Origin of the sequence: Chitinophaga sp. SYP-B3965, assembly GCF_009647655.1 — a bacterium.
In the GTDB taxonomy this organism is placed as follows: Bacteria; Bacteroidota; Bacteroidia; order Chitinophagales; family Chitinophagaceae; genus Chitinophaga.
Genome location: NZ_WJFD01000002.1, coordinates 828,266 through 850,798, shown reverse-complemented (window position 1 = coordinate 850,798; position 22,533 = coordinate 828,266). Strand labels below are relative to the sequence as shown.

Here is a 22,533-nt window from a genome sequence, read left to right as displayed (position 1 = left end):
AGCAATGCAAAAGCGCTTACTTTAGCGCCACGAGACGGAAGTGCTGCCGTCGATGGTAATAACTCTATTGCTAAAAGCAAATCAGTTAGAATGCGATCATACGTTTCCTTAACTGATGATCGTTTTGATTTTTCTGTTACATCTATTCCCTCTTTTAATACAATACCAAGGTCAGAAGCCGCACTCGCAGCTTTATATGGTTGCCCAAATATTTGAACAAGGTCATAGTAGTTTTTGGATCGATGAAATAATGCATTTCCCTTTATTCTATTATACACTTCTACATCCTTGGGGGTTAATGGGGTAATCTTCTTTAGACCGTCCAAAACAAGATTACATCGAAATATCCTTTCATAACTCTTATTCCAATCATTCACAATTAGTGTCTGAAGCTTGTTCGTCCATGCATAAGTATTACGTTCAACAGGATACATTGAACTCGCCCAATATGTTTCAGGCATGTAATGCCCATCCGATCCTACTTCAGCTAGACTAGGTGAGTTCGTATTCATAACAGAAAAATTATCTAGCAAATATTCAAAATCTTGTAACGTCCCAGGAACAGTCAATGAATTATCTGATTTTATATCAAACCAGTCCGATCTCCTACAAGAGATTGGAAAGAGAGAACTCAAAACTAAAAATGGCACAACTAACTTTATATAGTTTTTCATTATAAAAAATTTAAAGTATACACGAAACTAAAACTAGAGGTTATAGAGTATTTTGTAGGTAAAAATATCTTATGTTTCAGCATAGAAAATATCTAAATCAAAATGAATAACCATAAACACTCAAAAACTCATGTTCATTCCTATCGCCAATGACTTCTGCCTCGGAACTGATCGCACATCGTCTCTCGTATCAGGATTATAATGACTGGCTTTCCACAAAAAACCAATATTAGTAATATATAAATACAATGAAACTTTTGAAAAAGGCATTCTTTTAATCGTATTTTTAACCAATTCATAATCAATTCGAATATCCTCCAATCGTATATGGTCTCCCTTCTCTATTAGAATATCAGATTCTTTATATATATTATACCTGCTATCCATATAAGAATCTAAAAATCCGGGAACATTAGTAGTTTTTTCATCACCAGGTACTTTCCAAGCATTCATATAATCTTTATGCTGCCATAATTCTATTCCTGATGTGCTACCCAAAAAACCTTCAAAAGACGCTCTTCTGAAATAATATCCTAATTGATACGTGATATTAAATGATAAGGAAAAGCTTTTATAACTTAGGTCGTTACGCAAAGCCCCAAAAAGAGGCGGGGTAGTTTGTCCATTATAAACCATGTCCCCCTGTTTTACCTTATTAATATTAACTGAACTGACGACCTGATTATCCAAATAGAATTGAGCATCGCCATCTTTCGGATTGAGGCCTGCCCAACGATAGCTATAAATATTACTTAAAGGCTTTCCTATTATTATGGATGTTGTTTGTCCCAAGTCCGGGGGCTTAACCGAATACGCAATAACCTTGTCACTTTGGTACGCAAAAATTATGGTTGAGTACCATTTAAATTTTTTATCAAAATTTCTACTTGTTAAACTTAGGTCAAATCCCTGAGTTTGAATACTTGAATTATTTCCAGTATAACTTGTAAATCCACTCGTAGGATCAACATTAATACTGCTAATAAGATCAATACCTTTTTTCTTGAAAAATTCGATATTACCTGAAATACGTTGATATATAGAGCCAAAATCAAGTCCTAAATTAACATTCTGCACCCTCTCCCAGCGCAATTGCGGATTTGGAGAAGTGAGTAGTTGGGCATATGGCACAAACAAAGGGGTAACAGGGTTAAGGTAGCCTGCAGTAGCAAAGGGCGATGTCCCTGCATTTACATTACCACTATAACCTAAAGTGGCCCTCAGTTTTAGATCTGGCAACCATTCAATATTATAAAATTCTTCCTTCGAAACCGACCAAGCTACTCCTGCTGACCAAAGTGGAACCTTTCGATCATTTGCTTTAACTCCAAAGAAATTACTTTGATCAATTCTTGCACTACCACTAACTGCATATTTACTATCGTACGTATAGGCTATATTTCCAAAGGAAGAACCGAATCTATTTATTGTTCCCCTGGTAGAAGCCACTCCAGCTGATAATATTTGTGTAAATTGTCCTGGCCGTGATATCCATTCACCTAATCTAAGAGCCCCGAAAGTTCCTGTTTGTGATATGTATCCGAACTGCGCTGGCATTACCCATGATTCAGTCTTAACTTCCCTAGTTTCCAAACCTATCATTAAAGAAATATCATGTTGTTTATAGCTTTTATCGAAATTTAAAAGGCCCCGGAGGTTCCAGGCAGTTTGGTCGCTGTTCGACTTATTATAAACTCCACCCAGGGGATACGGATAAACAACTAAGCCATTAGGCCCTACGGTTGCAAAACTATTTATTAAATCACGGGTACTGAAAGTAGCTATACCATTTATTGTTTTGTTATCTGATAATACTTTCTGCCATTGATAATTAACATCCAGTCTCAAGCCTGGCATTACAGAATAATTAATCCCGGTGTTAATTCGTGTATTATAGCTACGACTACTGAAATCTCCATTATTTGCCTCATCAAGTGGATAATAATGCCAATCAAGTTGTCCCGGAAATCTTACCGTATCTACATAATTCATTCTATATTTTGTTGGCAACGCTGTCGCATTACCATTGATATCAGCTAGCCTATTATAGGGTGCTGTTAATAAATTATTATAACTTCCAGATCCTAAGGAGTTATGGCTTCGCCCATTGGATTGCCCCCAATTTATCTCTGCCTTAACCTGTATTCTTTTAATAGGTTGCCAAGTATTGTTAAATCGAATGGTCAGTCGTTCATTATTAATATTAATATTATTCGGGCGATTACGGTCATATCCAATTGATCCATAATATTGATAATTCTCACCACCACCAGAAACATTTAAAGCATATTGTTGAGCAATAGCAGTCTGCAATAAATACTTATCAATATCATCTCTAACATCGTGATTCTCCAGTAGAGAAATTTGTGCTGCTGCCTCACTTTCTGAAATAGCTCCAGATCTTCTTTTGGCTAAGATTTCAACTACTTGAGATAAAACCGGAAAACTAAATGCATTATTAAGAGTGCCATCAAAGTATCCAGCAGCAAAACGTTTCTTCTCTAATTCAATTATACTCTTTGAAGGTATTGAGGGAAGAGCAGAGAGCTCCGGCTTCTTCACGAAGCTAAAATTAGTATTAAAAGAAACCAATGGCTTGTTTGTGAAGCGCCCCTTTTTCATTGTTACGACTATAACGCCATTCCCAGCACGAACGCCCCATATTGAAGCCGCAGCAGCATCCCTGAGAATTGTTATGCTTTCTACATCATTGGGGTTAAGGGAATTAGGATCACCATCATAAATAAAATTATCAACAACCAACAATGGTTGCTTATTCGCGTTAATTGTGCTTACCCCTCTGATAGTAAAATTATCTAACGGATCGGCTGCTCCAACTTTGCTATAAACTCCTGGTACTAAATTCCTAATTCGATCTAGAACAGTCGCGCCAACGCTCCTATTAAAAACCTTATTCTCAACTAGAAAAAAAGAACCTGTAACCCGCTCCTTTGCTATCACTTGATAGCCCGTGGACACTACTTCAATCTTCTGAATATCAGTAATAGCAGAATCAAGAAAAATCTTAAATTCTGTTTCTCCGCCAAGTCGTACTTGTTTTGGCTTATATCCAACAGAAGAAACAACTAATGTAGAATTATCCGGTACATTAGCGAATCTAAACCGTCCCAAATTATCAGTAGCCTGCCCCATACCCTGCCCGCGCAACGAAACGGTAGCTCCAACTACAGGTATTCCTGATTTATCAACAATACTCCCCGAAATGTTAACCTTAGGGACAGTATCTAGATTACTATTCCCATTCTCACCCACAACAGCCCTCTTAGTAAGAATAATAGACTTATCCTTCAAAGCCCAAGCGATATTCCTACCCTTCATAAGTGTATTCATAATGCTAGAAAGGCTCCCACGCGTTTGAAGCGTTACCATCTCATCTCCATTCAAGGTTGGCCTTCCATAAAACACCGTATACCCCGTTTGATTCTCAATTTGCTTAAACACAACCTCAATAGGTTTATTCACAGCATTGATAGAAACCTGAATACTATCCTGTGTGAGCGCTTTACTTTGTAGGGAAAATAGAAACATCAACAAAAACAGCCATCGGCTCCATGGCTTTACCAGATTGTAGTACTTGATCATAGTCAAAGTTGTTTGCGGTTAGTTCAGATTTTACATTGAAAATGCCATTTTAAGGCAGTAAGCTTCAGCCTCACTCAAATTGGAGTGAATAAAATTTCTATCTTCAATAAAAAATGTTGTAATGCTACGCTACGAACAGCAGCCTTGCATCAGATAGTTTTTGGTGTATAATGTTAAAAGAACTAGAACAGTTTGATAAATATGAGCATTCCTGCTATCAATATGACCCGGTGTTCTTTATTGTTGCTTGTGATAGTCGCAGGTAAGTTTTGGTTGATTCCTCACTGATTCCAGGAATGGCCACAGCCTGCATGTAAGATGTATGCTACAGATAAACCAGTTCTGTTACTTTTTTCCTATAAGGGGTAAAGAAAGAAAAGAACCATTCAATAGTAAATTTACTTTCCTCTCTGTCAAGCGCTGCGTGTATATCCGGGGTGTGTGTTTCTTTATTTACGGTACACTGATAATAAAGAAAATATGCTCGTTTAGTGTTTGGTTTTCTCATTAAAGCATTGAAACATTCCTGCGCCACATCTCTAATATCCTTCAAAAATTTTATGGCAAAAAGGAGCAGGTCCTTACATTCTTTTTTGTGCACTTCCTTAATTATGAAATGATGTCTTTCAGTAATTTTTTTATCCATCGGTGTCATCATGGTTGTAGATGACCGTAATTCAGTATCCAAAGATTACTTACTCAATACATAGGTAGGGAAGCATGGAGAAGCTAAAGAGGAGAGCTAGAAAATACGGTTCATTTAATTTTGGTTCCTTTAGAGTTTTAATTCGTTTTGTTAAGTGTGAAACTCCATAAAGTAAATGAATTATAAAAGTAGAATCTGGTTATCTATTTGTTAAGACACACAAAGTTAAAACAGGATAAACTAGCCATAGCAAAGCATTACGTCGCTTCAAAATAAATATTAAAATGGCTTCACCCTTTTTTAAGCTTTTGATCTCGCTGCCCAATATAACCTTATACACTGAACTTTTACCGCAGTCGAAAAAGCAGTTTTGAAAGCTAAAAAATGCTTTTTTAACCTTTGTAAGATTTCAGAAATGCCCTAACTTTCTTCAATTGTCCCAATGTTAAACACAGCCAGGAAGCCAAATAAACATCCGGGATCCTCTCAATCCCAAAATTCACAGCACGCTGCATCTTCTCATATCTTTCTTTCGGCGGCATGATGAATATATCATCCAATTCAAGAAACAACTTAAAATTCTGTTTCACATAAACATCCGTCCTTCTCTTAAATACTGCACAATGCTCTTCAAGCCATTTCATATCACTATGCGTAACCCTAATCGCAATCGTTTCTTCCACCGCAACAATGATCTCACCTTCGATCTGATACTGTTCATTAAAAGCAATCCGAAATCTATCAGTACTGCACACATAATCATTCGCACTTCCCACCCAATGAACAGACTTCTCTTTGTTATGCTCCCTATAACTCACCACCAATCCTTTAATAATAAAGTAACTGTGCGTGGATAAACAGTTAGGCATAGCAAAAAAATCAAACTGTCCAAGCTGAACAATCTCAGATCTGTCAATGAACGCTTCCCACTCGGGGTAAGGCATATTTTCTATTTCGCAAAATGCTTTGTACAATTGAGCGTAGGCTGCTGTTTGATTATTTTTCATCATGAATATTGGATTTTAATATGGTTTGTCTATTGGGGCTTAGTGGTTCTTTTAGCTGAAGAATCGAATTTAGGAGTGTTTTAATATCTGGCAAAGAACTTTCATTGAAAACCGAGAAAGTATCTGTATCACCGATATTTTCTCCAATTCTAATAATGAATCAAAAATGAATAGAAATCAATTCCCCCGAAAAAAAGAAATATACCTCTTGCAATAAAACCCATTTCAAAAAACCAAAAACATCCATTTATGATCAACAAAGACCTATTCTATTGTTTATCCGGCCTATCCCGAGACATCTCCATGAAACCTGTCCCCAGGCTCATAGCCCATCCTAAAGCAACATCCAATATTTTTATTTCACAAGGTTATGCAAAGGAATTCTATTCTATGGATGGCAAATCCCGGATATATTCCTGGTTCTGGGGAGAAGGTGAATACCTTATCCCGACTTCAGGGTATAGTAACATTATCCTCTCTGATGAAGCAACCATTGTTGAGATGAACTATGGTAACGCAATCAATTTATTAAGGACCCACGAAGAGACAAGAGAGCTCTACAAAGCTATCAGGGAGGCCCATCGTATCCAAATTGCAGAAAGAATAAAAGAAATAAGAACATTCACCCCTATAGAGCGTTATATCAGCCTTATCACCCAAAAGCCCTGGGTCTTTGATAAAATACCTAAAAGCGATATTGCCTCCTATCTTAACATAAGTATAGGTGCCCTGGAAAGATTCAGTAGCATGAAAGCTTAATCTTTAGTTACTCATCTATGAAAGGCTCTATCGCAGGGTCTTTCATAGATAATCCCATAACTCTCCCCTATACTATTTTAACATAAACGATCCTATACCACCCCTGTAAGATCACCGTATCATTACCGTACCTATCCTCTAAGCTCCTCCTTCTGTTAATTTAGCATGCACTTTTCAATCAACTCATTACCAATAAATTACGAACTAAAAACGTCAATTGCGTACAATCGCGCCAAACGCTTTTGTGAACGATTGCCCAGCAGGTAATTTTGCTCTATCGATATCGAAGTACCAAATACTGAGAAGACGTTCTCAGCATCCAGTACGAAAAGGTTAAATGAGCAAACCTTGATCTGCTCAATTATTTCACATCAAAAATTCAATACAATGTCTAAAGGAAATGATAACGTACTTACGATGAGGAATACCGGAACATTTGGTAGCCAGATCGTTTTCCGGCAACGCCATGGTGAAACCATCATGAGCAAGCCGCCAAAACCAACCAATATTCCGCTGACCGCTGACCAGATCGCCGTCCATCAAAAATTCAAGGCGGCTACAAACTACGCCAAAGCGGTAAACGCCAATGAAGCACTGAAAGCAGCTTACCAGGCTGTTTCTAAACCCGGCCGTACTGCTTACAATACGGCACTGGCAGATTTCTTCAAGGCGCCTGAGATCATAGAGATAGATCGCAGCGCATATACAGGCCTACCAAACAGTATCATCCGCATCAATGCGATTGATAACTTCAGGGTAGAGTCCGTATCTGTGATCCTTCTCGATCAAGCCGGCAATCCAATTGAACAAGGCCAGGCAGTAACAGATCCCAATAGCCATTATTGGATCTATACTGCTATCAATGCCAATCAGGATGTGCCAGGCAGCACAGTAAGAGTGCAGGCAGCAGACCTGCCGGGTAACGTAACAGTAAAAGATTTCCTGTTATAGAACCTATCAGCCGGAGGAAATATCTCCTCCGGCTTCTATTCATTCTAAGACATCCTATCCCACCAATCCTCTTCAGAAATATTCCAGTACAAGCAAAACTCTCTCACGGTGACTAAAGCACATTTATGCTTTCCAAAAGCCACCCTGATATCCGCAAGGATCCGTTGTGAGACCCGCAGGCTTTTACCGGTATATGTAGCCACATCCTTTGAATAGACAACTGTTCTCCGGTATGGCTTCTTTTGAAAACTGGACATAGAACGGAAAAAGTGTTTTAGTGAATAAATTATTACCTACATCTTTCACCACAAAAAAGTTAAACCATGGCCAGACAAGCAGGACCCATAAAAATTACAGGTACTATTGGCAACATGATCTTCTATAAAAGAGGAGACAACTATTTCATAAGACCCAAACCCGAGCCGGCTCCTAAATCTCTGGTTAAAGGCAAAGGATACGCACATCAAAGAGCCGGCATGCTTGAGTTTGGCCACGCCGGGAAAGCAGGTAACCTTTTATACCGGGCATTCGCCGGCGTAAGCAGCCTCGCAAAAGATTCGAACCTCAGTGCCCACCTTCTCAGGGAAGCCCTGAAAGCAATAAGGGCAGACAAGCTAAACGAACCAGGGAAGCGAAATATCACCGATGGTGGCACAACACTCCTGGAAGGTTTTGAGTTCAATGAGAGGATACCTCTTTGCAAAATGCTCCTCGCTCCTTATACGGCCATTATCGACAGAAAAACAGGAAGAATGACCGTAACCATTCATGAACGGAACCAGGAAAGGATTGCAAGAGGACCATCCCATGCTACCCATCTTCTGCTGACGATTGCCGGCGCCGAAGTAGATTTCGTGAACAACAAATACATTCCTGCAGTAACAAGCGGTATCGAATTACCAATGCATGGAACCCTGTCAGACGACATCAGCTTAACGGTACAGCTCCCTCTCAAAAGCAAACACCCGCTATTTCTTGCATTAAGGATTTCTTTCCTCCAGGAATTCAATGGAACGCGCCAGCCATTGAGAACAACTGCGCACAATGCCATGGCCTTTGTAAAAGTTTCCCGTGTTTGATATTTGCCATTACCTACCCTGTTTTTACGGGGTGGGTTTATCTTCTTTTATCCCTGGATTCCGGGTGAAAAGCGACTAGGTTAAACATCTGCCGCATCCTGCTCCGGATCCTGTTCCCATAAATTTCTTCCAACTCTTCCGTGTTCAGGTTGGTTGTAACATGGGTTATCATTCCATCTGAGACAAATAGGTTATATCGGGAAAGCAATATCTCAGCCATCACCTGACAATGGCTTCCCCAATAGTTGACCTGCGTTTCCAACCCCAGATCATCAAAACAGAATGTCTGTGGCGGAAAGGGCAAACCAACATACCGGTAAAAGGCCTGTTTGCTGTACTTACCGATCACCTCAAATCCCTTTTGGCTGAATTCATGGCTCAAGTTCCTGCAATCAACCAAGTAAGGTTTCCCTAAGCCTTCACACAAAGAGCACATGATATGCATGATCGCCGTTTTTCCGCATCCAATAGGCCCGGTGACAAGGAGCCCTTTCCCCAGATCGATCCCCTCGTGAGCAGCAACACCTTCATCTCTCAGGAAATAGCAAAGCAGTTTCAATATTGTAGGGCGATCGATATCTTCAATTGCATATCGCTCTCCGTATAATTTCTGCCCTCGCTCTTCTACTATTTTCAAGAGTGCGCAATAATCATAATGGGTTTGAATAGCCTTTGTTTTGGTTGGTGTGGAGGTTTCCCGGTTTTGCTCGTTTGTCATTTTTAAGCTTTGGGGTTGGGTGAATGTTTAGGATCCATTTCCGCGCGGCGGCTGGCCAGTTTGTGATGGGCACCTTTCCGGCCTGGCGCCAATCATTGGCTTCATAGTGGTGGAAGAATTTGGCGGCCTCTGTTTCCGGCTGGCCAAGCAAGTGGAAAAAAGCCACAACATCATCCAGGTTCTCAGGTCTTGCAATTGGCCCTTGTTCTTTACTATTTTTTTTATTGGGAGGGGGAGCATTGCCTCTCTCTCTGTTTACACTGTTTGTATTGTTTATATCAGGAAGCATATTTGCGTCTCCAGCTGGAGCAGTTCTGCTATCATCAGTAGGCATATTTGCTACTGTTGCTGGAGCATTTCTGTACATGTCAATCTCCCATATCGGAATCAAAGTGACAGAACTGGCAACTCCTCTCGTTATTGATTGATGGTATCTGAGATATCCAAATATTTCCAGATCTGCCATACAGTTCCTGTAAGTATGACAGGAACCTATATGGGAAATGCTTAGCAGTTTAGTTCTATTGAGTTTAAATGATTTGGAAAAGAAGCTATCATTCCAGGCGCTGAATAGTGCCAGGTAGAGGCTGATATGATTTCCTTTTAAGCGTTTATCTTTCTGTGAGGTTTTAATAAACGCATTTAAGTGCTGAATATAGTTTGTGTTTTTTGAAGCCATTGTAGGTTTTTGATTGGTTCAGTAATGAGAATGGATTTCCTACATCCCTTGAGGAGGAATGCAAGTAGTGAAATGGACAGCGTATTCTAAAATGAAAACTCCCCTCTTTATAGAATAGAGGGGATTGGGTGGGCTAGTTTAGAAGCATAAATACTTTACCCTGTTGAAAAGTAACAAAAGAAATGATTTTCCCGTCTTCTAGTAAAAAATACCTCTTAAACAGTTTATCCTTTGAGTAAGCTATAACAGATTTCCTCTTTGTTTCTTCATCTAAAAACATCTTTTGCAATGAGGAATCTGCTTTTAAATAAGGTCTAATAATTAGTTCATCGAATTTCACAGTATTCAATTCCATTGATAAATATGTCAGCGCAAATGAAATAATTACCTTCCTTTCAGTTTTTGAAAATTGAGGGGACTCATCACTCCTGAAAAGAATATATCTATTGGATAGTGTATCAAAGTTCCAATTAGGGGTTTGAATACTCTTTAAAAATCCTCGAACAAGTTTTTCATTCCTATTTTCTTCTACCTGAGAATAGGCTGTATTAATAGAAAATATCGGTAACGCTATTATCAAAATAAAGTGAATCGTTTTCATAAAATATCGTTTAAATATTATTTAATCACAAGTCCCTCCATTAGCAGGAGCATTCCCTTTTTCTGAAATTGTTCCTGAAATCTTTTTTAAATCTTGCCCAAAACTACCAGGATTTAAACCACTACCAACCCCCCATGTTGCAATTGTTCTATTAATATGCAATCCTGCAGCATCGGATATATCCAAAACAAAGTTTGTACAATTATACTTTTCCAAATCATATACAGGGCTATAATTCCTGATTATTTCAAGAATACTCGCAAATTGCAACCCAGAAACGTCAACAGCAAGCTTAACATCATAACTTTCATTAGAATTATCTCCCAATTGGCTAACACTACTTTTACTAAAAAAAGGATCAACACTACTTCGTGCGTAAAAACCAAGGGACCTCGTAATTAGACTGCCATTAATTGTCTGCTCTATTGTTATAAAGGCATGACCTGCTTTTTCTTTCATACTAAACTCAAGCGCTATCCCACCCATTGGCTGGTCGGCATAAAAAGTGATTTTCGCCCGTTTGGAAGCTGTAAAACAATCCACATATCGGTTTATATTTTCAATCGGTTTTTCAGGCGGTAAAACCACAAACGCCTCCATCCCCTCATCCTCCTCAACCCCATATCCCCCACAAGGCTCATTACTATACCCACCCCCACTATCACCATTCCCTCCAGGATTATATTCCTCCTGCGCCCCAGAACCCCAATAATCCACATAATAATCCGGCGTCCAGAAAGCATTCGTAATACAATCACTATGATGCGTAACATTACTCACACAATTCCCTTCCCCATCCCCAATACAAGTCACCCAGGAATAACAAGTAGTCACTTCAATCGTTCGCACATTCAACTGAATTTTCTTCCCAGGATTCGAACTCCTGGCTTGAGAGAAGATCTCCGCCTCCCTCCGGCTCATCGCACAAGGATCATCAATCCGCGCCAATGAAGCTCCAAATACCTTGAAATTCAATGCATTCACAACATTGGTAACAGTCCGGATATTCACACGGCTCAATCCAAGCTCCGGCCGCGATGCATCATATAATTTAAACCTCACCCCCTCATCCATTTCAAAAGCGATAAACCCTGAGATCCGCGAAGCACCCAGCAAAGAAAGTGGGATAATGGCCACCAGGGTCTTCCCCCGGTAGCCGATCAAACCATTATCCCAATTAACCAATCCGTATTTTGAAATGATCGATTTGATGATCGGCCTATGACGCTCATAATGCCAGATACTATCGATCAAAGGTTGGAGGCGCTTATCCGATGATGAAGATAATTGCAGATAGGAAGGCAATTCATCAAGCGGAGCCTTCTCAACTTTACTACAGGAAAATAAAAGAAGCAAAGTGGTTACAAACCTAACCGTGGGGTTAGCGTACAGTTTTTTCATAGTCAATGCAGATTTAATTCAGTTGCAAAAATAAATGGCATTCACTATTCAAAAAGTTTCAAAATCACAATAATTTGAGTGCAGTCTTAATTGTACTCAAATAGGAGGGGCTCATACCTAACAGAGAGGCAAGGTATTTCCCATGGATCCTGTCAACCAATCCAGGATAATCCTTCACGAACTTATTATATCTTTCTTCCCTGGAATCTACCATGGTGCACAACCGCATGTTAAACAACTTATGATATTTTTCAGTGAGCTTTCGGCCTATTACATTAAACTCAACGTAGTTCTCATAGATCCATTGCAGGTGATCATAACTCAAGCTGACAACAACCGTATCCTCCAATGCTTCAATATATTCCTCACTGGGCGCTTGATCATAAAAGCTGGTAACGCCTATGGCAACATCACCAGTGGTCATAACCCACAGCGTTACCTCTTTATTCCCTTTTAAAGAATAAGCCCTTAGCAACCCACTTACCACGAAATAACAAGAATCGCATACTTGTCCCTTTTTCAGGAGAATAGTCTTCTTTGGGATCTTTTCCGACCCCGCCCTTTCTCTTATAGCCGTCATCACTCCAGAGCACATTTTGCCAATCTTCTTAAGGTCATTAAATAGGAAATTAAAGATCTGTTCTAAAGGGAGATCCAGTTTGGTGTACTTCTTCCGCATGGTAGATAATATTTGGTTTTAAGATTAAAATAAGAATATACCGGGCGTTAACTTGGAGCGTAGGGTTACGATAAAATAGTGCTAAAAGTAGGGTCTTGAATTATTGTTGTATACTTTCCCGAACTTCTTTCAATTCCCTCAATGTAATATTCAAAAAAGACGCAAGATAAATATCCGGCACCCTGCTGAGATCATAAGATACCCGCTGCTGTATCTCTTTATATCTCTCTACAGGTGCCAGTGAATGAATCCTCGGCATTTGCTGGTCCAATCCGGTATGGAAAGTCATAAGCGTATTTACGATGATCCCCATTTCTATGCTATTATCCTGTAGCCAGAAGATATCTTCATGTTTGATCCCGATTACTACCGTATCCTCCATGGCAACCAAGATATTACCAATAAGCCTGGGATCGTAGCCAAACTTAATCCTGAACATGTCCATGCTATAGGCATAGTCATCTTCACTTCTTATCCATCTGACCACGTTAGTGCCATCGTTCGGCGTATAACACATGATCAATCCGCGAATGATGAAATAGCTATACTCCGATAACTGAACACCATCAGTGATCATGTCACTCTTTTTGAATTCAATCATGACAGATCGCTGCGTAAAGTCCCGGACAAGAACAAGGGGTATGGGAAAGATCCTTCGGAAATTTTCAAATAATAGAGGATAGGCCTCTTCTGGGTCAAAGTTTTTCATTCGATATGTTTTGGTTGATTTAAAAAAAAGAACTTGGGGCTTAGGGGTTCAAACTAGAAGTTGCGAATGTAGGAAAAAATGAATATTCAACAAAAAATTCCGAGCTCCCGTTTATTTGCAAAGTTTTGTCAATTTTTCTTTACAAAAATTAGTTAATGGATAAACAATTTGTATCAGCATCATTAATACATAATTGATTGATTAAAAATCATTAAACATGATCGTACTCCGTTAAAAGAATACAACACTTTGTCTGAGTAATGTCAAAAGATTGCTGGCCATTCCCCCTTTTTAGTACCCATGTCCCTCTTTTAAATAGAGGTCATAGCTTTTGATCAACCTCATTTATTCATTTAAAATGGAATCATGAAGTTTTCATTGCTTGCTTTTATTACAGTTATACTCACGATAGTAAATGGAATAGCCGGCAAAAAGGACTTCGGAGAAGAGAAAGGTAAAAAGATCGCACTCGTAATAGGGGTAGGAAACTATCAATTTATAGATCCATTGGGGAATTCGCTACATGATGCGAAGAACATGGATTCCGTTCTTACCGCTTTGGGATTTGAAGTGGTAAGGCTACTGGATCCCTCTGCCAAAGAGTTTTCCAGGAAAATAGAAGCGTTTGGAGAAAACATGCGGAATGCCAGCACCTGCCTGTTTTACTTCGCTGGCCATGCAGCCGAAATAAAAGGAGAGAATTTTCTGTTTACCAGGTCCTTCAACCCAAACAAACCGTCTAATCCACTGGTAGACGCCTATCCTTTACAAAAACTGTTTGCCAAATGCAATACAGCCCGGATCAAAACAAGTATTATTATATTAGATGCCGCAGGCTGTAGGTCCAACAACAAAAATTATAATAAAGGCCTAACCGGCGTTACCATACCCAATAGCACATTTCTTGTGTATGCCACCGCACCGGGTACCTCCGGCTGCGAAAATGGAAGGAATGGTTTGTTAACCAATGCTTTACTTAATAACATCAACCAGCCAGATGTATCAATCGACCAATTATTTAATAAAGTTTCAAAAGAAGTAAGAAATCAGACAGGAGACAAACAAATACCTTATCGTACTAGTAATTTAGATAACGAGTATTTTTTCTTAAAGAATAATATAGGCACGGTGAACAGTGACACCGTAGAAGTATCATCACCAATATTACGCCGTTCGTTAACATTACACCAGGATCTCCCTATGCAGCAGCGTAAGAACACCTTCACTTTCCTACACAACCCTCACAAAAGAATTTAATCCAAATCTAAAAAAGAAGTAACAATGATAGCAAAGACAAAAATTTAACACTACAAAAATGCAGAGTTTATTACACGAGAGTCAGCACAGTAACCATTACTAATTTATTCCTCTCCTAATATTCCGCAAGATCCTCGTTCTACTTCCTAAGGGAAAAGAATAGTTAATCTATTTATACAATACCAAAACTAATCCTGTATATGAAGCGTTTTTTTATCATATTGATTGCTTTCATGGTGATGGTAGTAAGTGTGAATGAAGCAGCAGCAATAAATATCAGTGACACTAATACAAGAAGAGCTAATATTATTAAGTTCATCGCACAATCCGCACATCTCCAACATGCGGATCAAAAGAAAATAGCGCTGGTAGTAGGCAATTCAAAATATAAATACCTTGATTCCTTACCCTGTGCCCTAAATGATGCAAGAGACATGGACTCCGTATTAAAAACTGCCGGCTATCAGACAATCATCGTATTAGACAAAAGCCTGAAAATATTCCAGGACTCCTTAAATGAGTTTAGGAAAAGAATGACAAAAGAAAGTATCTGCATCTTTTATTATGCAGGTCATGCCGCAGAGTACCTGGATAACAACTACCTCTATTTTGAAAATTCAAATCCGCAGTCCCTGGAAGATATGCAGGCACAAACCTTCGATTTTGCAACCCTATTAAATACCATGGATAGCAAAAAGGTAAAAACCCGTATTATCATCCTAGACTGCTGCCGGCGCAATCCCAACAAAGGAGATCAGGTAATGATCTTTAGTAATGGGCTCGCAAAGATCAAAGCGGCGCTGAATGCTTCCTATTATATCGCATATGGCACAACGCCAGGTTCTAGTACCCTTGAAAGTACAGGCAGAAATGGATACTTCACAGAAGGCATACTCAAATTCATATCTAATAAGAATGACACGTTTGATCAAGTGATCACGAAGGCCACTAAGTTTGTAAAAGAGAAAAGCAAAAATAAGCAGGCCCCCTTTAGGATCACTACATTGGATGAAGAGTTTAGGTTGTATGATACAGGTGGCAGCAGCGATGAAACCTCCTCTACCTTGAAAGGAATGTAAAAAGTTATAAAAATTGCCACTTATGGAATCAGCTATAGACCTGATAAAAGAAAATATCGCTAATCGTAACCCTGTACTTAAACTCTTAAATTCAGATCTTTTTCTTAACTATGACCGGGAGAAAGAAGAAAAAATAAATCAATTAATAGGGGAATGTTCTCACCTGGAAGTGCTGAGGATATATTTCCCTGCTGACAAATCAAGTAGACAACATGGTAATGGTTACATAAAACTGCCTACATTCCTATCACAACCTGCATTGAAAAATTTAAAGACATTATGTTTGGAAAGCTGCACTTTCTTAAATCATGAAGACATAACTATACTCAATTCATTTATCAAGTTAGAAGAGCTGGAACTCCCAAACTGCTTCTTTAATGACCTCACCTTCTTAATACAATTACCAAAACTAAAAAAACTGGATATATCGTTTACTTCAAAACTACAATTGCACTTCATTTCTGCGCTATCTAACCTGGAGGAATTAGATATTAGCTACTGTGGGATAACAAATCTCTCGCAAATGATCAATCATCCAAAACTAAAAGAACTAAATGCCGCAAACAATAAGATCACTTCCATTTCGCCATTGACCGATCTTCCGGATCTGGAAATTCTAAACCTTAGTTTCAATGAGTTACTGGATATAAAACTAATAGAAAATTTAAAAAATATAAAGCGGCTATTGCTTAATAATACACGCATTTCCTCAATGGATGAAATAGCAACGCTTCCCTTAATAGAAGAACTATCTATAGCATACAACGGGATTGAAGTATTGATATTCCCAGCATCTGGTCTTAAAGTTTTATCAGCATCTGGAAATTGGATCACTGAGATAAAAAATGCCGACAACCAAAACAAACTAGAAACCCTCTTGCTTAGTTCATGTCGCCTGAAGAACGAAGAAGAATTTGGAAAACTAGTGCACCTGCGTTACCTCGACTTGGGACATAACGATCTAACGTCTATAAATGGCCTTACCAACCTCCTTAACCTGGAAACGTTGCATATCAACAATAATAATATTATAGATATCAATCGCCTTCAGAAGCTTCCTAAGCTGAGAAAATTAAACATGCAAGGTAACGCTATTAAAATGATGTCCGAAGTTATCTTTGAAAATCTCTTTTCACATCACTACAAACTGTCCTTTGACACGATCCTTTTCCTAAAAAATGCCGTGCTGCAAAGCAAACATCATGAGAAAGCATCCATGCTACAGGACATCGAAAGGAAGATGTTGTTTGGAGGACCAATTCAAGAGGCAGAACAGAAAGAGATCAGTTCCCTGATAGGCGAAATGCTTATCCTACCTAATCCATTGGTGTCACCAGGAGTAGATGTAATAGCCCAGGGTAATGAAGCAATACAAGCCTTCTACACAAATCTAAAGGTGAGTGAGCTGATACCTTTCCGCGAGGCAAAAGTGATCCTACTGGGAGAACCGGATGCAGGTAAATCCAACCTCCTCAATTACTTTCTGGGCATACCCTTTTCTGAGGAAAAATCGGTTACCCAGGGCGTTCGTATCTCAAGGTATAATTTCTGGGATGGAACTGATGAATATAGGATCAATTTCTGGGATTTTGGAGGGCAGGAAGTGCAGCAGTCTTTGCACCAGTATTTTCTAACAGATAATACACTGTATTTAATTATACTAAACGCTGTCACGGACGAACAACCGGATAAATACCTGAAATTCCTCGATAATCACGCCCCCAACTCACCATTTTTCATTATAACGAATAAAGACGATCTCAACGCACGCTCTAATCTCAAGGCCAACCTGATCTCCACAAAATACGAAACCAGGTGGCAGCAATCGGAATACCGCATTTCGCTCAAACAGGCCGATTCACTCCAAAATTGCAATGATAACAAAGTATTGTTTGAAGAGAGGAATATAGAATTACAGAAGCTTTTCACTGCAGTCAGGAAAACATTCCTTCAACTACCACATATTGAACAAGGTTTTCTCTCCAACTACAAAAATGTAAAACATGTAGTGGAAGAGATGTACGAAAAGAAAAAGAAACCATATATAACGATGCAGGAGTTTATAGACTGCTGCAAAGAGCACGGCATTGCCAACGGAACAGAGAAAGGGTTATTAAGCCAACTAAATTTTATTGGTACAGTACGTTATTTAGATGAGAATAACTTAAGAGGCATACATATCCTTAATCCGGAATGGCTTTCTGATGGGATGTATAAGATCATTACAAATGGATGGATAAAATCAAAGATGAGAGGAAAAGTAAAAAAGAAAGACATTGTACATATCCTTCAACCATCCTGTTCAACAGACTATACCTATCACGCTCACGAAATCGATTACCTCATCACCCTAATGAGCCATTTCAGGGTAGCCTATTTTGATGAACGGGACAGAAATATCTATCTGCCAGATGCATTCCCTGATGATCTACCCAGTGAGTTAAAAAAAACCAACTTTATTAGCGATGCAAAGCATTATTACTTTAGTTATGAAACGGAGATACCTTCTTATATTATAATCAGGTTCATTGTAAAAATGTTCAAATACGTGAAGGGTAGCCAATACTGGAACAGAGGAATTGTACTGGAGTATAAAGAGCATCGATCCAACTACTGTGATGCACTGATTGAAGAAAACGACCGCACAATAGACATATGGATAAGGGGAAAAGATATACAAGGGTTTTTCTTCCTGATCCGTGATGCATTACGCAACGCCCATGAAGAAAGATTTAAGGCCTGGACAGAAATGATTGACCTGGGCGATTACCAGGTAGATTATAATGATGTACTCACCTATCGCTATGGCGGCGAAACAGAAATAAAAACACCGGAAATAGACCCATTCACGGGGAAACTGAGAGTGTATAATATCAATGAAGTGCTCGGCCGGTTTGAAGTAATTAAAGAGCAGGAACAAACCCTTACTATAAATACAGAGGGAGGAGATTTCTATGTTAATGGGCTACTACAGGGAAGAATAAATCGTCAGAAAATACGGCTAAACAGCCAAGCTCAAAAAACCAACCCTGCAGTTGAAGCATATAAAAGGAAGATGTTAAGAAAATGGCAAAGGAATGCCTGGATACTTTTTATACTAAGCTTAGCCCTCACCATTGCAGGATTCATCATGTTACAACAAGAATACGTTCCCTGGCTGAAAAAAGAAGCCTGGGATAACTTCCGAAAAAGTAATGTACTCAAACTTTCTCTGTATATAGTGGGAGTCATCTGGAACCTTTTCATTGCCAAACTATGGTATGAGCGGATCTTTGACAGGTCCAAAATAAAAGCTTTTCTGGAAATGCTGAAAATACCGAAGGGGCTATCATAAAACAATAGTAGTAATTTACGGATCATTAAAATATCCAGTGATAAAATAAATAAATTATGATTGCGCTACATTCATAAATGTTAATCACTAGCTATTAAGCTGAAATTATTAGTCAAAATTTTGTCCCCTCTTCCCCCTTAGATACTCATTTAACCTCTTATTTTATGAAACACCATCAAAATTCGTCGTCTTATCCCAAAATGGAAAATATTTTACATACATGAAAATTACACTTCTCGCCTTTATACTATTAACTATACATACTGGACGTGCGAGTGTTCACAATCAGGAAGCTGGACCCACAGGCGGAAAAAAAGTAGCCTTAGTGGTGGGTGTTGCAAACTATCAATATATAGCACCACTCGAAAATTCCTTAAAAGATGCCAACGATATCGACTCCGTTTTAAAAACACTGGGTTTTGACGTTATTAAACTCCTAGACCCTAATAAGGAACAGTTGGCAAATGCTACTGCTACATTTGGAAAAATGATAAAAGGTAACAACAGTTGTTTATTCTATTTCAGTGGCCATGCCGTAGAGCACAATGGACAAAATTATATACTCCCAAGAACAGCCAACCCTTATAATGCCAGGAAATTAACTGATGATGCATATGCACTCAATAATATTATTCAGTTATGTGAAGAAGGGTCTGTACGTACCTCTATTATATTGTTAGATGCCTGCAGGAATTTAGTATCTGATAATCCGCGGAGCGAGAAAGTACTGAAAAAAGGCCTGGCTCATGTCAATTTGCGCACCCGTACATTTATAGCATTCGCAGCTTCTCCAGGTCAGCAAGCATTCGATGGGGAAAAAAATGGGGCATTTACCAGTGCATTACTCAAATATATTGGTGAACCTCAAATAACAATAGATGAATTATTCAACAAAGTAAATAAACAGGTACGTTTGGATACAAAAAATATGCAGGCGCCCTTCAAAACATCCAATTTAGACACCCCCTATTTTTTCAATAAAATATCACAACAACAACCTATTTGTCCTTTCAAACCCGGAACTAAGTTTCCATTAGTATATAATCCCAGCTAAATTTTTAATTTTATTTTAGCTTCTAGAACCCGCTACCAGTAATGGTTACACTTCAGCGTGTAAAAATTAATTTTACGCCATTCACCCCTTTTTATTCTTCAAGACTCTTATTGTTAGGATTCCGAAAAAAGATGCTGGGAATATCAACATTTCTAAGTATCCATTTTTGATAAAAACGGAAAGAGAATATCAATGCATTAAAAATAATTAATATAAACTATAAAAAATGTAAGAAAACCAACCAGTAAGAAGCGATTATCGCTTGAATATTTTTTTCTTCCATTAAAAAAAACGGACAACAAACTAATATATCCCTGTCGATATAAGAGAAAAGCCTGTGTATAACATTTTCATATGTTATAGCGTTACATTAGACTTTCGTCAATTCCAAGCCATTTCCTATTTATTGATAGACTAGGCATAAACATGCCCATGCTAGATCAATGGAACTACCGCCAATTAAAGGCATTAGTTGCGATACTAATATATGCAGCTAATACCGCCAAAAACTAAAGAAAGCGTGAACCTGCCACTATCGCAAGTTCACAATAATTATAATATTAAAATATAAACTAAATATGAAAATTATTCTAACCTTTTTCATACTATCCGTTATCATACTGAAAATCGCTAATAACATTGTTGCCCAAAACAAAAAAGCTCGTCAAAAACCTAACGTAGAAAATATTGCAGTATTAATAGGCGTTGCGAATTACCTATATGATTCAAGCCTGGATAATACAATTAATGATGCAAGATCTATGGCGGAGTATTTCCACAGTATAGGATACAATACAGTACTGCTATTGGACCCCACCAAAAAGCAAGTAGAAAAATCTACAGATTCCGTGTTACAGGTAATGAGTCCGGAAGCCACCTTCGTATTTTTCGCAGCAGCACATGGTTCGGAGTATAAAGCAAAGAACTACATAGCATTGGTTGATTCAAAACCTATGTCCAATAAAGATCTGCCCCGAGAAACGTTTTGTATACAAAAACTCTTCAAAAAAATATCCACAGCCAAGATCCGAACTACCATTTCATTCCTCGACATTTGCCGAACGCCACTCAGAGAAAAATTCCGTGAACCCGGATCAAATAGGTTCATCTATACAGGATTTACCAGGGTAAATTCTCCTGCAGGATCTTTCACCGGATTCTCCACCTCATCAGGCAAATCCGCGAAAGACGCTACAATAAATACCGGCAACCATAGCCCATTCACCTTTGCTATGCTAGAATATATACGCGTTCCTTATCTCTCCATAGAAGAATTCTACGACTCCGTAATAATTCGTACAAAATATCTAACACAAAATGTACAAACGCCTATCAAGGAAAGTAACCTGGAAGGCAGCTTTTATTTCAATCTCAGGTATAAAACTAAAAACGATTCAACGATAGCACTTAGATAACAATAAATATAAACAATGACTGATAAAAATAACATCAAAAAAATACCCGTACAACCCACTTGCGGTATAATAATGCCTATGAGCGCCATTGACGGTTGTGGAACAGAACATTGGGCAAATGTTTTAGAGATCTTGAAGGATATTTGTACGGATGCCGGGTTTGTTCCTAATTTGGTCAGTGAAGCAGATGATGTGGGGGTGATTCACAAACGCATTATTGAGAATATTTATTCAAGTGATATTGTGGTTTGTGACGTAAGCTGCAAAAACGCCAACGTAATGTTTGAATTAGGTATGCGGTTAGCGTTTGATAAACCAACAGTTATTATAAAAGATGACCTGACCGGCTACTCATTTGACACTTCTTTAATAGAGCATATTGACTATCCGAGGGATTTAAGATTCAACCTTATCTTAAATTTCAAGGAAACATTGAAAAAACGATTGATCGCAACACACGAAAAAGCGACTAATGATCCCGATTACACAACATTCCTGAAGAATTTTGGACAGTATAAGATCGCGCATCTGGAGAATAAAGTAGTTACTTCTGATGCATTCATCCTAAAAGCACTGGAAGAACTGAAGTATGAAATGAGAATCATAAGATATAATAGTGCCCAGCGAATTGAGCCAAAATCAAATTCAGTTCTAAATATATATTCCCCAACGATGGGATTTTCCGAAGGGGAAACCCAAGTACTCATGAGATTCATTTCCGACTATCTTGCAAAACATAATGTGCTTAAGCCTGATGAATCAACCATTCAAAATATCATAAATGAATTCGAAAACATACCTGAAGTGGTAAGAATAGTAGGAAGCAAGCAAAAACTAAGAAGATTCGTTGAGTATACAATGTATGTTAAATTTGGTGCCGCTTAACTA

General features: G+C 38.5%; 20 protein-coding genes. 9 read left to right on the top strand and 11 right to left on the bottom strand.

What is annotated here, in order from left to right; genetic code table 11:
- The 4 genes from GFS24_RS17750 to GFS24_RS17735 form a co-directional block, all read right to left on the bottom strand.
- Positions 1–674 (bottom strand): RagB/SusD family nutrient uptake outer membrane protein (locus GFS24_RS17750; RefSeq protein WP_173003112.1); only part of this gene is annotated, 674 nt, incomplete at its 3' end.
- 120 nt (positions 675–794) lie between these two features.
- Entirely contained in the window at positions 795–4,277 is a 3,483-nt protein-coding gene (locus tag GFS24_RS17745) for a SusC/RagA family TonB-linked outer membrane protein (RefSeq protein ID WP_153661596.1), read from the bottom strand.
- Between the two features lie 325 nt (positions 4,278–4,602).
- Positions 4,603–4,935 carry a hypothetical protein gene (locus tag GFS24_RS17740; RefSeq protein ID WP_153661595.1) on the bottom strand — a complete coding sequence of 111 codons (333 nt, stop codon included), beginning with the start codon at positions 4,933–4,935 and terminating at the stop codon, positions 4,603–4,605.
- A gap of 380 nt (positions 4,936–5,315) precedes the next feature.
- Positions 5,316–5,933, bottom strand: coding sequence for a hypothetical protein (locus tag GFS24_RS17735; protein WP_153661593.1), 618 nt, complete (start codon positions 5,931–5,933; stop codon positions 5,316–5,318).
- A 246-nt stretch (positions 5,934–6,179) separates the two neighbouring features.
- On the opposite strand from GFS24_RS17735, the gene GFS24_RS17730 reads away from it, so the two are divergent.
- Both GFS24_RS17730 and GFS24_RS17725 read left to right on the top strand, forming a co-directional pair.
- Complete coding sequence (locus tag GFS24_RS17730; protein ID WP_153661591.1) at positions 6,180–6,689, top strand: hypothetical protein; 510 nt, start codon at positions 6,180–6,182, stop codon at positions 6,687–6,689.
- A gap of 387 nt (positions 6,690–7,076) precedes the next feature.
- Positions 7,077–7,640: a hypothetical protein gene (locus GFS24_RS17725; RefSeq protein WP_153661589.1), complete on the top strand. Its 564-nt coding sequence runs from the start codon at positions 7,077–7,079 to the stop codon at positions 7,638–7,640.
- Between the two features lie 44 nt (positions 7,641–7,684).
- On the opposite strand, the gene GFS24_RS17720 is transcribed toward GFS24_RS17725, so the two are convergent.
- Positions 7,685–7,897: a hypothetical protein gene (locus GFS24_RS17720; protein ID WP_153661587.1), complete on the bottom strand. Its 213-nt coding sequence runs from the start codon at positions 7,895–7,897 to the stop codon at positions 7,685–7,687.
- Positions 7,898–7,963: 66 nt separating this feature from the next.
- On the opposite strand from GFS24_RS17720, the gene GFS24_RS17715 reads away from it, so the two are divergent.
- Positions 7,964–8,719: a hypothetical protein gene (locus GFS24_RS17715; RefSeq protein WP_153661585.1), complete on the top strand. Its 756-nt coding sequence runs from the start codon at positions 7,964–7,966 to the stop codon at positions 8,717–8,719.
- 37 nt (positions 8,720–8,756) lie between these two features.
- Here the strand turns inward: GFS24_RS17715 and GFS24_RS17710 are convergent, their stop codons facing one another.
- The 6 genes from GFS24_RS17710 to GFS24_RS17685 all read right to left on the bottom strand — a co-directional run bounded on the left by GFS24_RS17710 (position 8,757) and on the right by GFS24_RS17685 (position 13,506).
- Entirely contained in the window at positions 8,757–9,356 is a 600-nt protein-coding gene (locus GFS24_RS17710) for an ATPase (protein ID WP_153661583.1), read from the bottom strand.
- Positions 9,357–9,369: 13 nt separating this feature from the next.
- Complete coding sequence (locus GFS24_RS17705) at positions 9,370–10,116, bottom strand: hypothetical protein (protein ID WP_153661581.1); 747 nt, start codon at positions 10,114–10,116, stop codon at positions 9,370–9,372.
- A gap of 133 nt (positions 10,117–10,249) precedes the next feature.
- On the bottom strand, positions 10,250–10,717 hold the full coding sequence (locus GFS24_RS17700; protein ID WP_153661579.1) for a hypothetical protein: 468 nt from the start codon (positions 10,715–10,717) through the stop codon (positions 10,250–10,252).
- Positions 10,718–10,738: 21 nt separating this feature from the next.
- Positions 10,739–12,118 carry a hypothetical protein gene (locus tag GFS24_RS17695; RefSeq protein WP_153661577.1) on the bottom strand — a complete coding sequence of 460 codons (1,380 nt, stop codon included), beginning with the start codon at positions 12,116–12,118 and terminating at the stop codon, positions 10,739–10,741.
- A 64-nt stretch (positions 12,119–12,182) separates the two neighbouring features.
- The gene (locus GFS24_RS17690) at positions 12,183–12,797 is read right to left on the bottom strand and encodes a Crp/Fnr family transcriptional regulator (RefSeq protein ID WP_153661575.1); all 615 of its coding nucleotides are present in this window, start codon (positions 12,795–12,797) and stop codon (positions 12,183–12,185) included.
- A gap of 100 nt (positions 12,798–12,897) precedes the next feature.
- A complete protein-coding gene (locus tag GFS24_RS17685) occupies positions 12,898–13,506 on the bottom strand; it encodes a hypothetical protein (RefSeq protein WP_153661573.1) in 609 nt (202 codons plus the stop codon).
- A 366-nt stretch (positions 13,507–13,872) separates the two neighbouring features.
- On the opposite strand from GFS24_RS17685, the gene GFS24_RS17680 reads away from it, so the two are divergent.
- From GFS24_RS17680 to GFS24_RS17655, 6 genes are all read left to right on the top strand, one after another.
- Positions 13,873–14,763, top strand: coding sequence for a caspase family protein (locus tag GFS24_RS17680; protein ID WP_153661571.1), 891 nt, complete (start codon positions 13,873–13,875; stop codon positions 14,761–14,763).
- Between the two features lie 200 nt (positions 14,764–14,963).
- Positions 14,964–15,842: a caspase family protein gene (locus GFS24_RS17675; RefSeq protein ID WP_153661569.1), complete on the top strand. Its 879-nt coding sequence runs from the start codon at positions 14,964–14,966 to the stop codon at positions 15,840–15,842.
- Between the two features lie 22 nt (positions 15,843–15,864).
- Positions 15,865–19,176 (top strand): leucine-rich repeat domain-containing protein, encoded by a 3,312-nt coding sequence (locus tag GFS24_RS17670; protein WP_153661567.1) that lies wholly within the window; start codon positions 15,865–15,867, stop codon positions 19,174–19,176.
- A 220-nt stretch (positions 19,177–19,396) separates the two neighbouring features.
- Complete coding sequence (locus GFS24_RS17665) at positions 19,397–20,230, top strand: caspase family protein (protein ID WP_153661565.1); 834 nt, start codon at positions 19,397–19,399, stop codon at positions 20,228–20,230.
- Between the two features lie 578 nt (positions 20,231–20,808).
- On the top strand, positions 20,809–21,645 hold the full coding sequence (locus tag GFS24_RS17660) for a caspase family protein (RefSeq protein WP_153661563.1): 837 nt from the start codon (positions 20,809–20,811) through the stop codon (positions 21,643–21,645).
- A 15-nt stretch (positions 21,646–21,660) separates the two neighbouring features.
- Positions 21,661–22,530 (top strand): RNA helicase, encoded by an 870-nt coding sequence (locus GFS24_RS17655; RefSeq protein WP_153661561.1) that lies wholly within the window; start codon positions 21,661–21,663, stop codon positions 22,528–22,530.
- Positions 22,531–22,533: the final 3 nt, after the last annotated feature.

Bases quoted from the DNA above. Each gene is read 5' to 3' on its own strand.
- GFS24_RS17735 (WP_153661593.1), bottom strand. From the start codon at position 5,933: ATGATGAAAAATAATCAAACAGCAGCCTACGCTCAATTGTACAAAGCA.
- GFS24_RS17700 (WP_153661579.1), bottom strand. From the start codon at position 10,717: ATGAAAACGATTCACTTTATTTTGATAATAGCGTTACCGATATTTTCT.
- GFS24_RS17655 (WP_153661561.1), top strand. From the start codon at position 21,661: ATGACTGATAAAAATAACATCAAAAAAATACCCGTACAACCCACTTGC.
- GFS24_RS17730 (WP_153661591.1), top strand. From the start codon at position 6,180: ATGATCAACAAAGACCTATTCTATTGTTTATCCGGCCTATCCCGAGAC.
- GFS24_RS17705 (WP_153661581.1), bottom strand. From the start codon at position 10,116: ATGGCTTCAAAAAACACAAACTATATTCAGCACTTAAATGCGTTTATT.
- GFS24_RS17670 (WP_153661567.1), top strand. From the start codon at position 15,865: ATGGAATCAGCTATAGACCTGATAAAAGAAAATATCGCTAATCGTAAC.
- GFS24_RS17665 (WP_153661565.1), top strand. From the start codon at position 19,397: ATGAAAATTACACTTCTCGCCTTTATACTATTAACTATACATACTGGA.
- GFS24_RS17720 (WP_153661587.1), bottom strand. From the start codon at position 7,897: ATGTCCAGTTTTCAAAAGAAGCCATACCGGAGAACAGTTGTCTATTCA.
- GFS24_RS17725 (WP_153661589.1), top strand. From the start codon at position 7,077: ATGTCTAAAGGAAATGATAACGTACTTACGATGAGGAATACCGGAACA.
- GFS24_RS17740 (WP_153661595.1), bottom strand. From the start codon at position 4,935: ATGATGACACCGATGGATAAAAAAATTACTGAAAGACATCATTTCATA.
- GFS24_RS17675 (WP_153661569.1), top strand. From the start codon at position 14,964: ATGAAGCGTTTTTTTATCATATTGATTGCTTTCATGGTGATGGTAGTA.
- GFS24_RS17715 (WP_153661585.1), top strand. From the start codon at position 7,964: ATGGCCAGACAAGCAGGACCCATAAAAATTACAGGTACTATTGGCAAC.
- GFS24_RS17680 (WP_153661571.1), top strand. From the start codon at position 13,873: ATGAAGTTTTCATTGCTTGCTTTTATTACAGTTATACTCACGATAGTA.
- GFS24_RS17660 (WP_153661563.1), top strand. From the start codon at position 20,809: ATGAAAATTATTCTAACCTTTTTCATACTATCCGTTATCATACTGAAA.
- GFS24_RS17695 (WP_153661577.1), bottom strand. From the start codon at position 12,118: ATGAAAAAACTGTACGCTAACCCCACGGTTAGGTTTGTAACCACTTTG.
- GFS24_RS17690 (WP_153661575.1), bottom strand. From the start codon at position 12,797: ATGCGGAAGAAGTACACCAAACTGGATCTCCCTTTAGAACAGATCTTT.
- GFS24_RS17745 (WP_153661596.1), bottom strand. From the start codon at position 4,277: ATGATCAAGTACTACAATCTGGTAAAGCCATGGAGCCGATGGCTGTTT.
- GFS24_RS17685 (WP_153661573.1), bottom strand. From the start codon at position 13,506: ATGAAAAACTTTGACCCAGAAGAGGCCTATCCTCTATTATTTGAAAAT.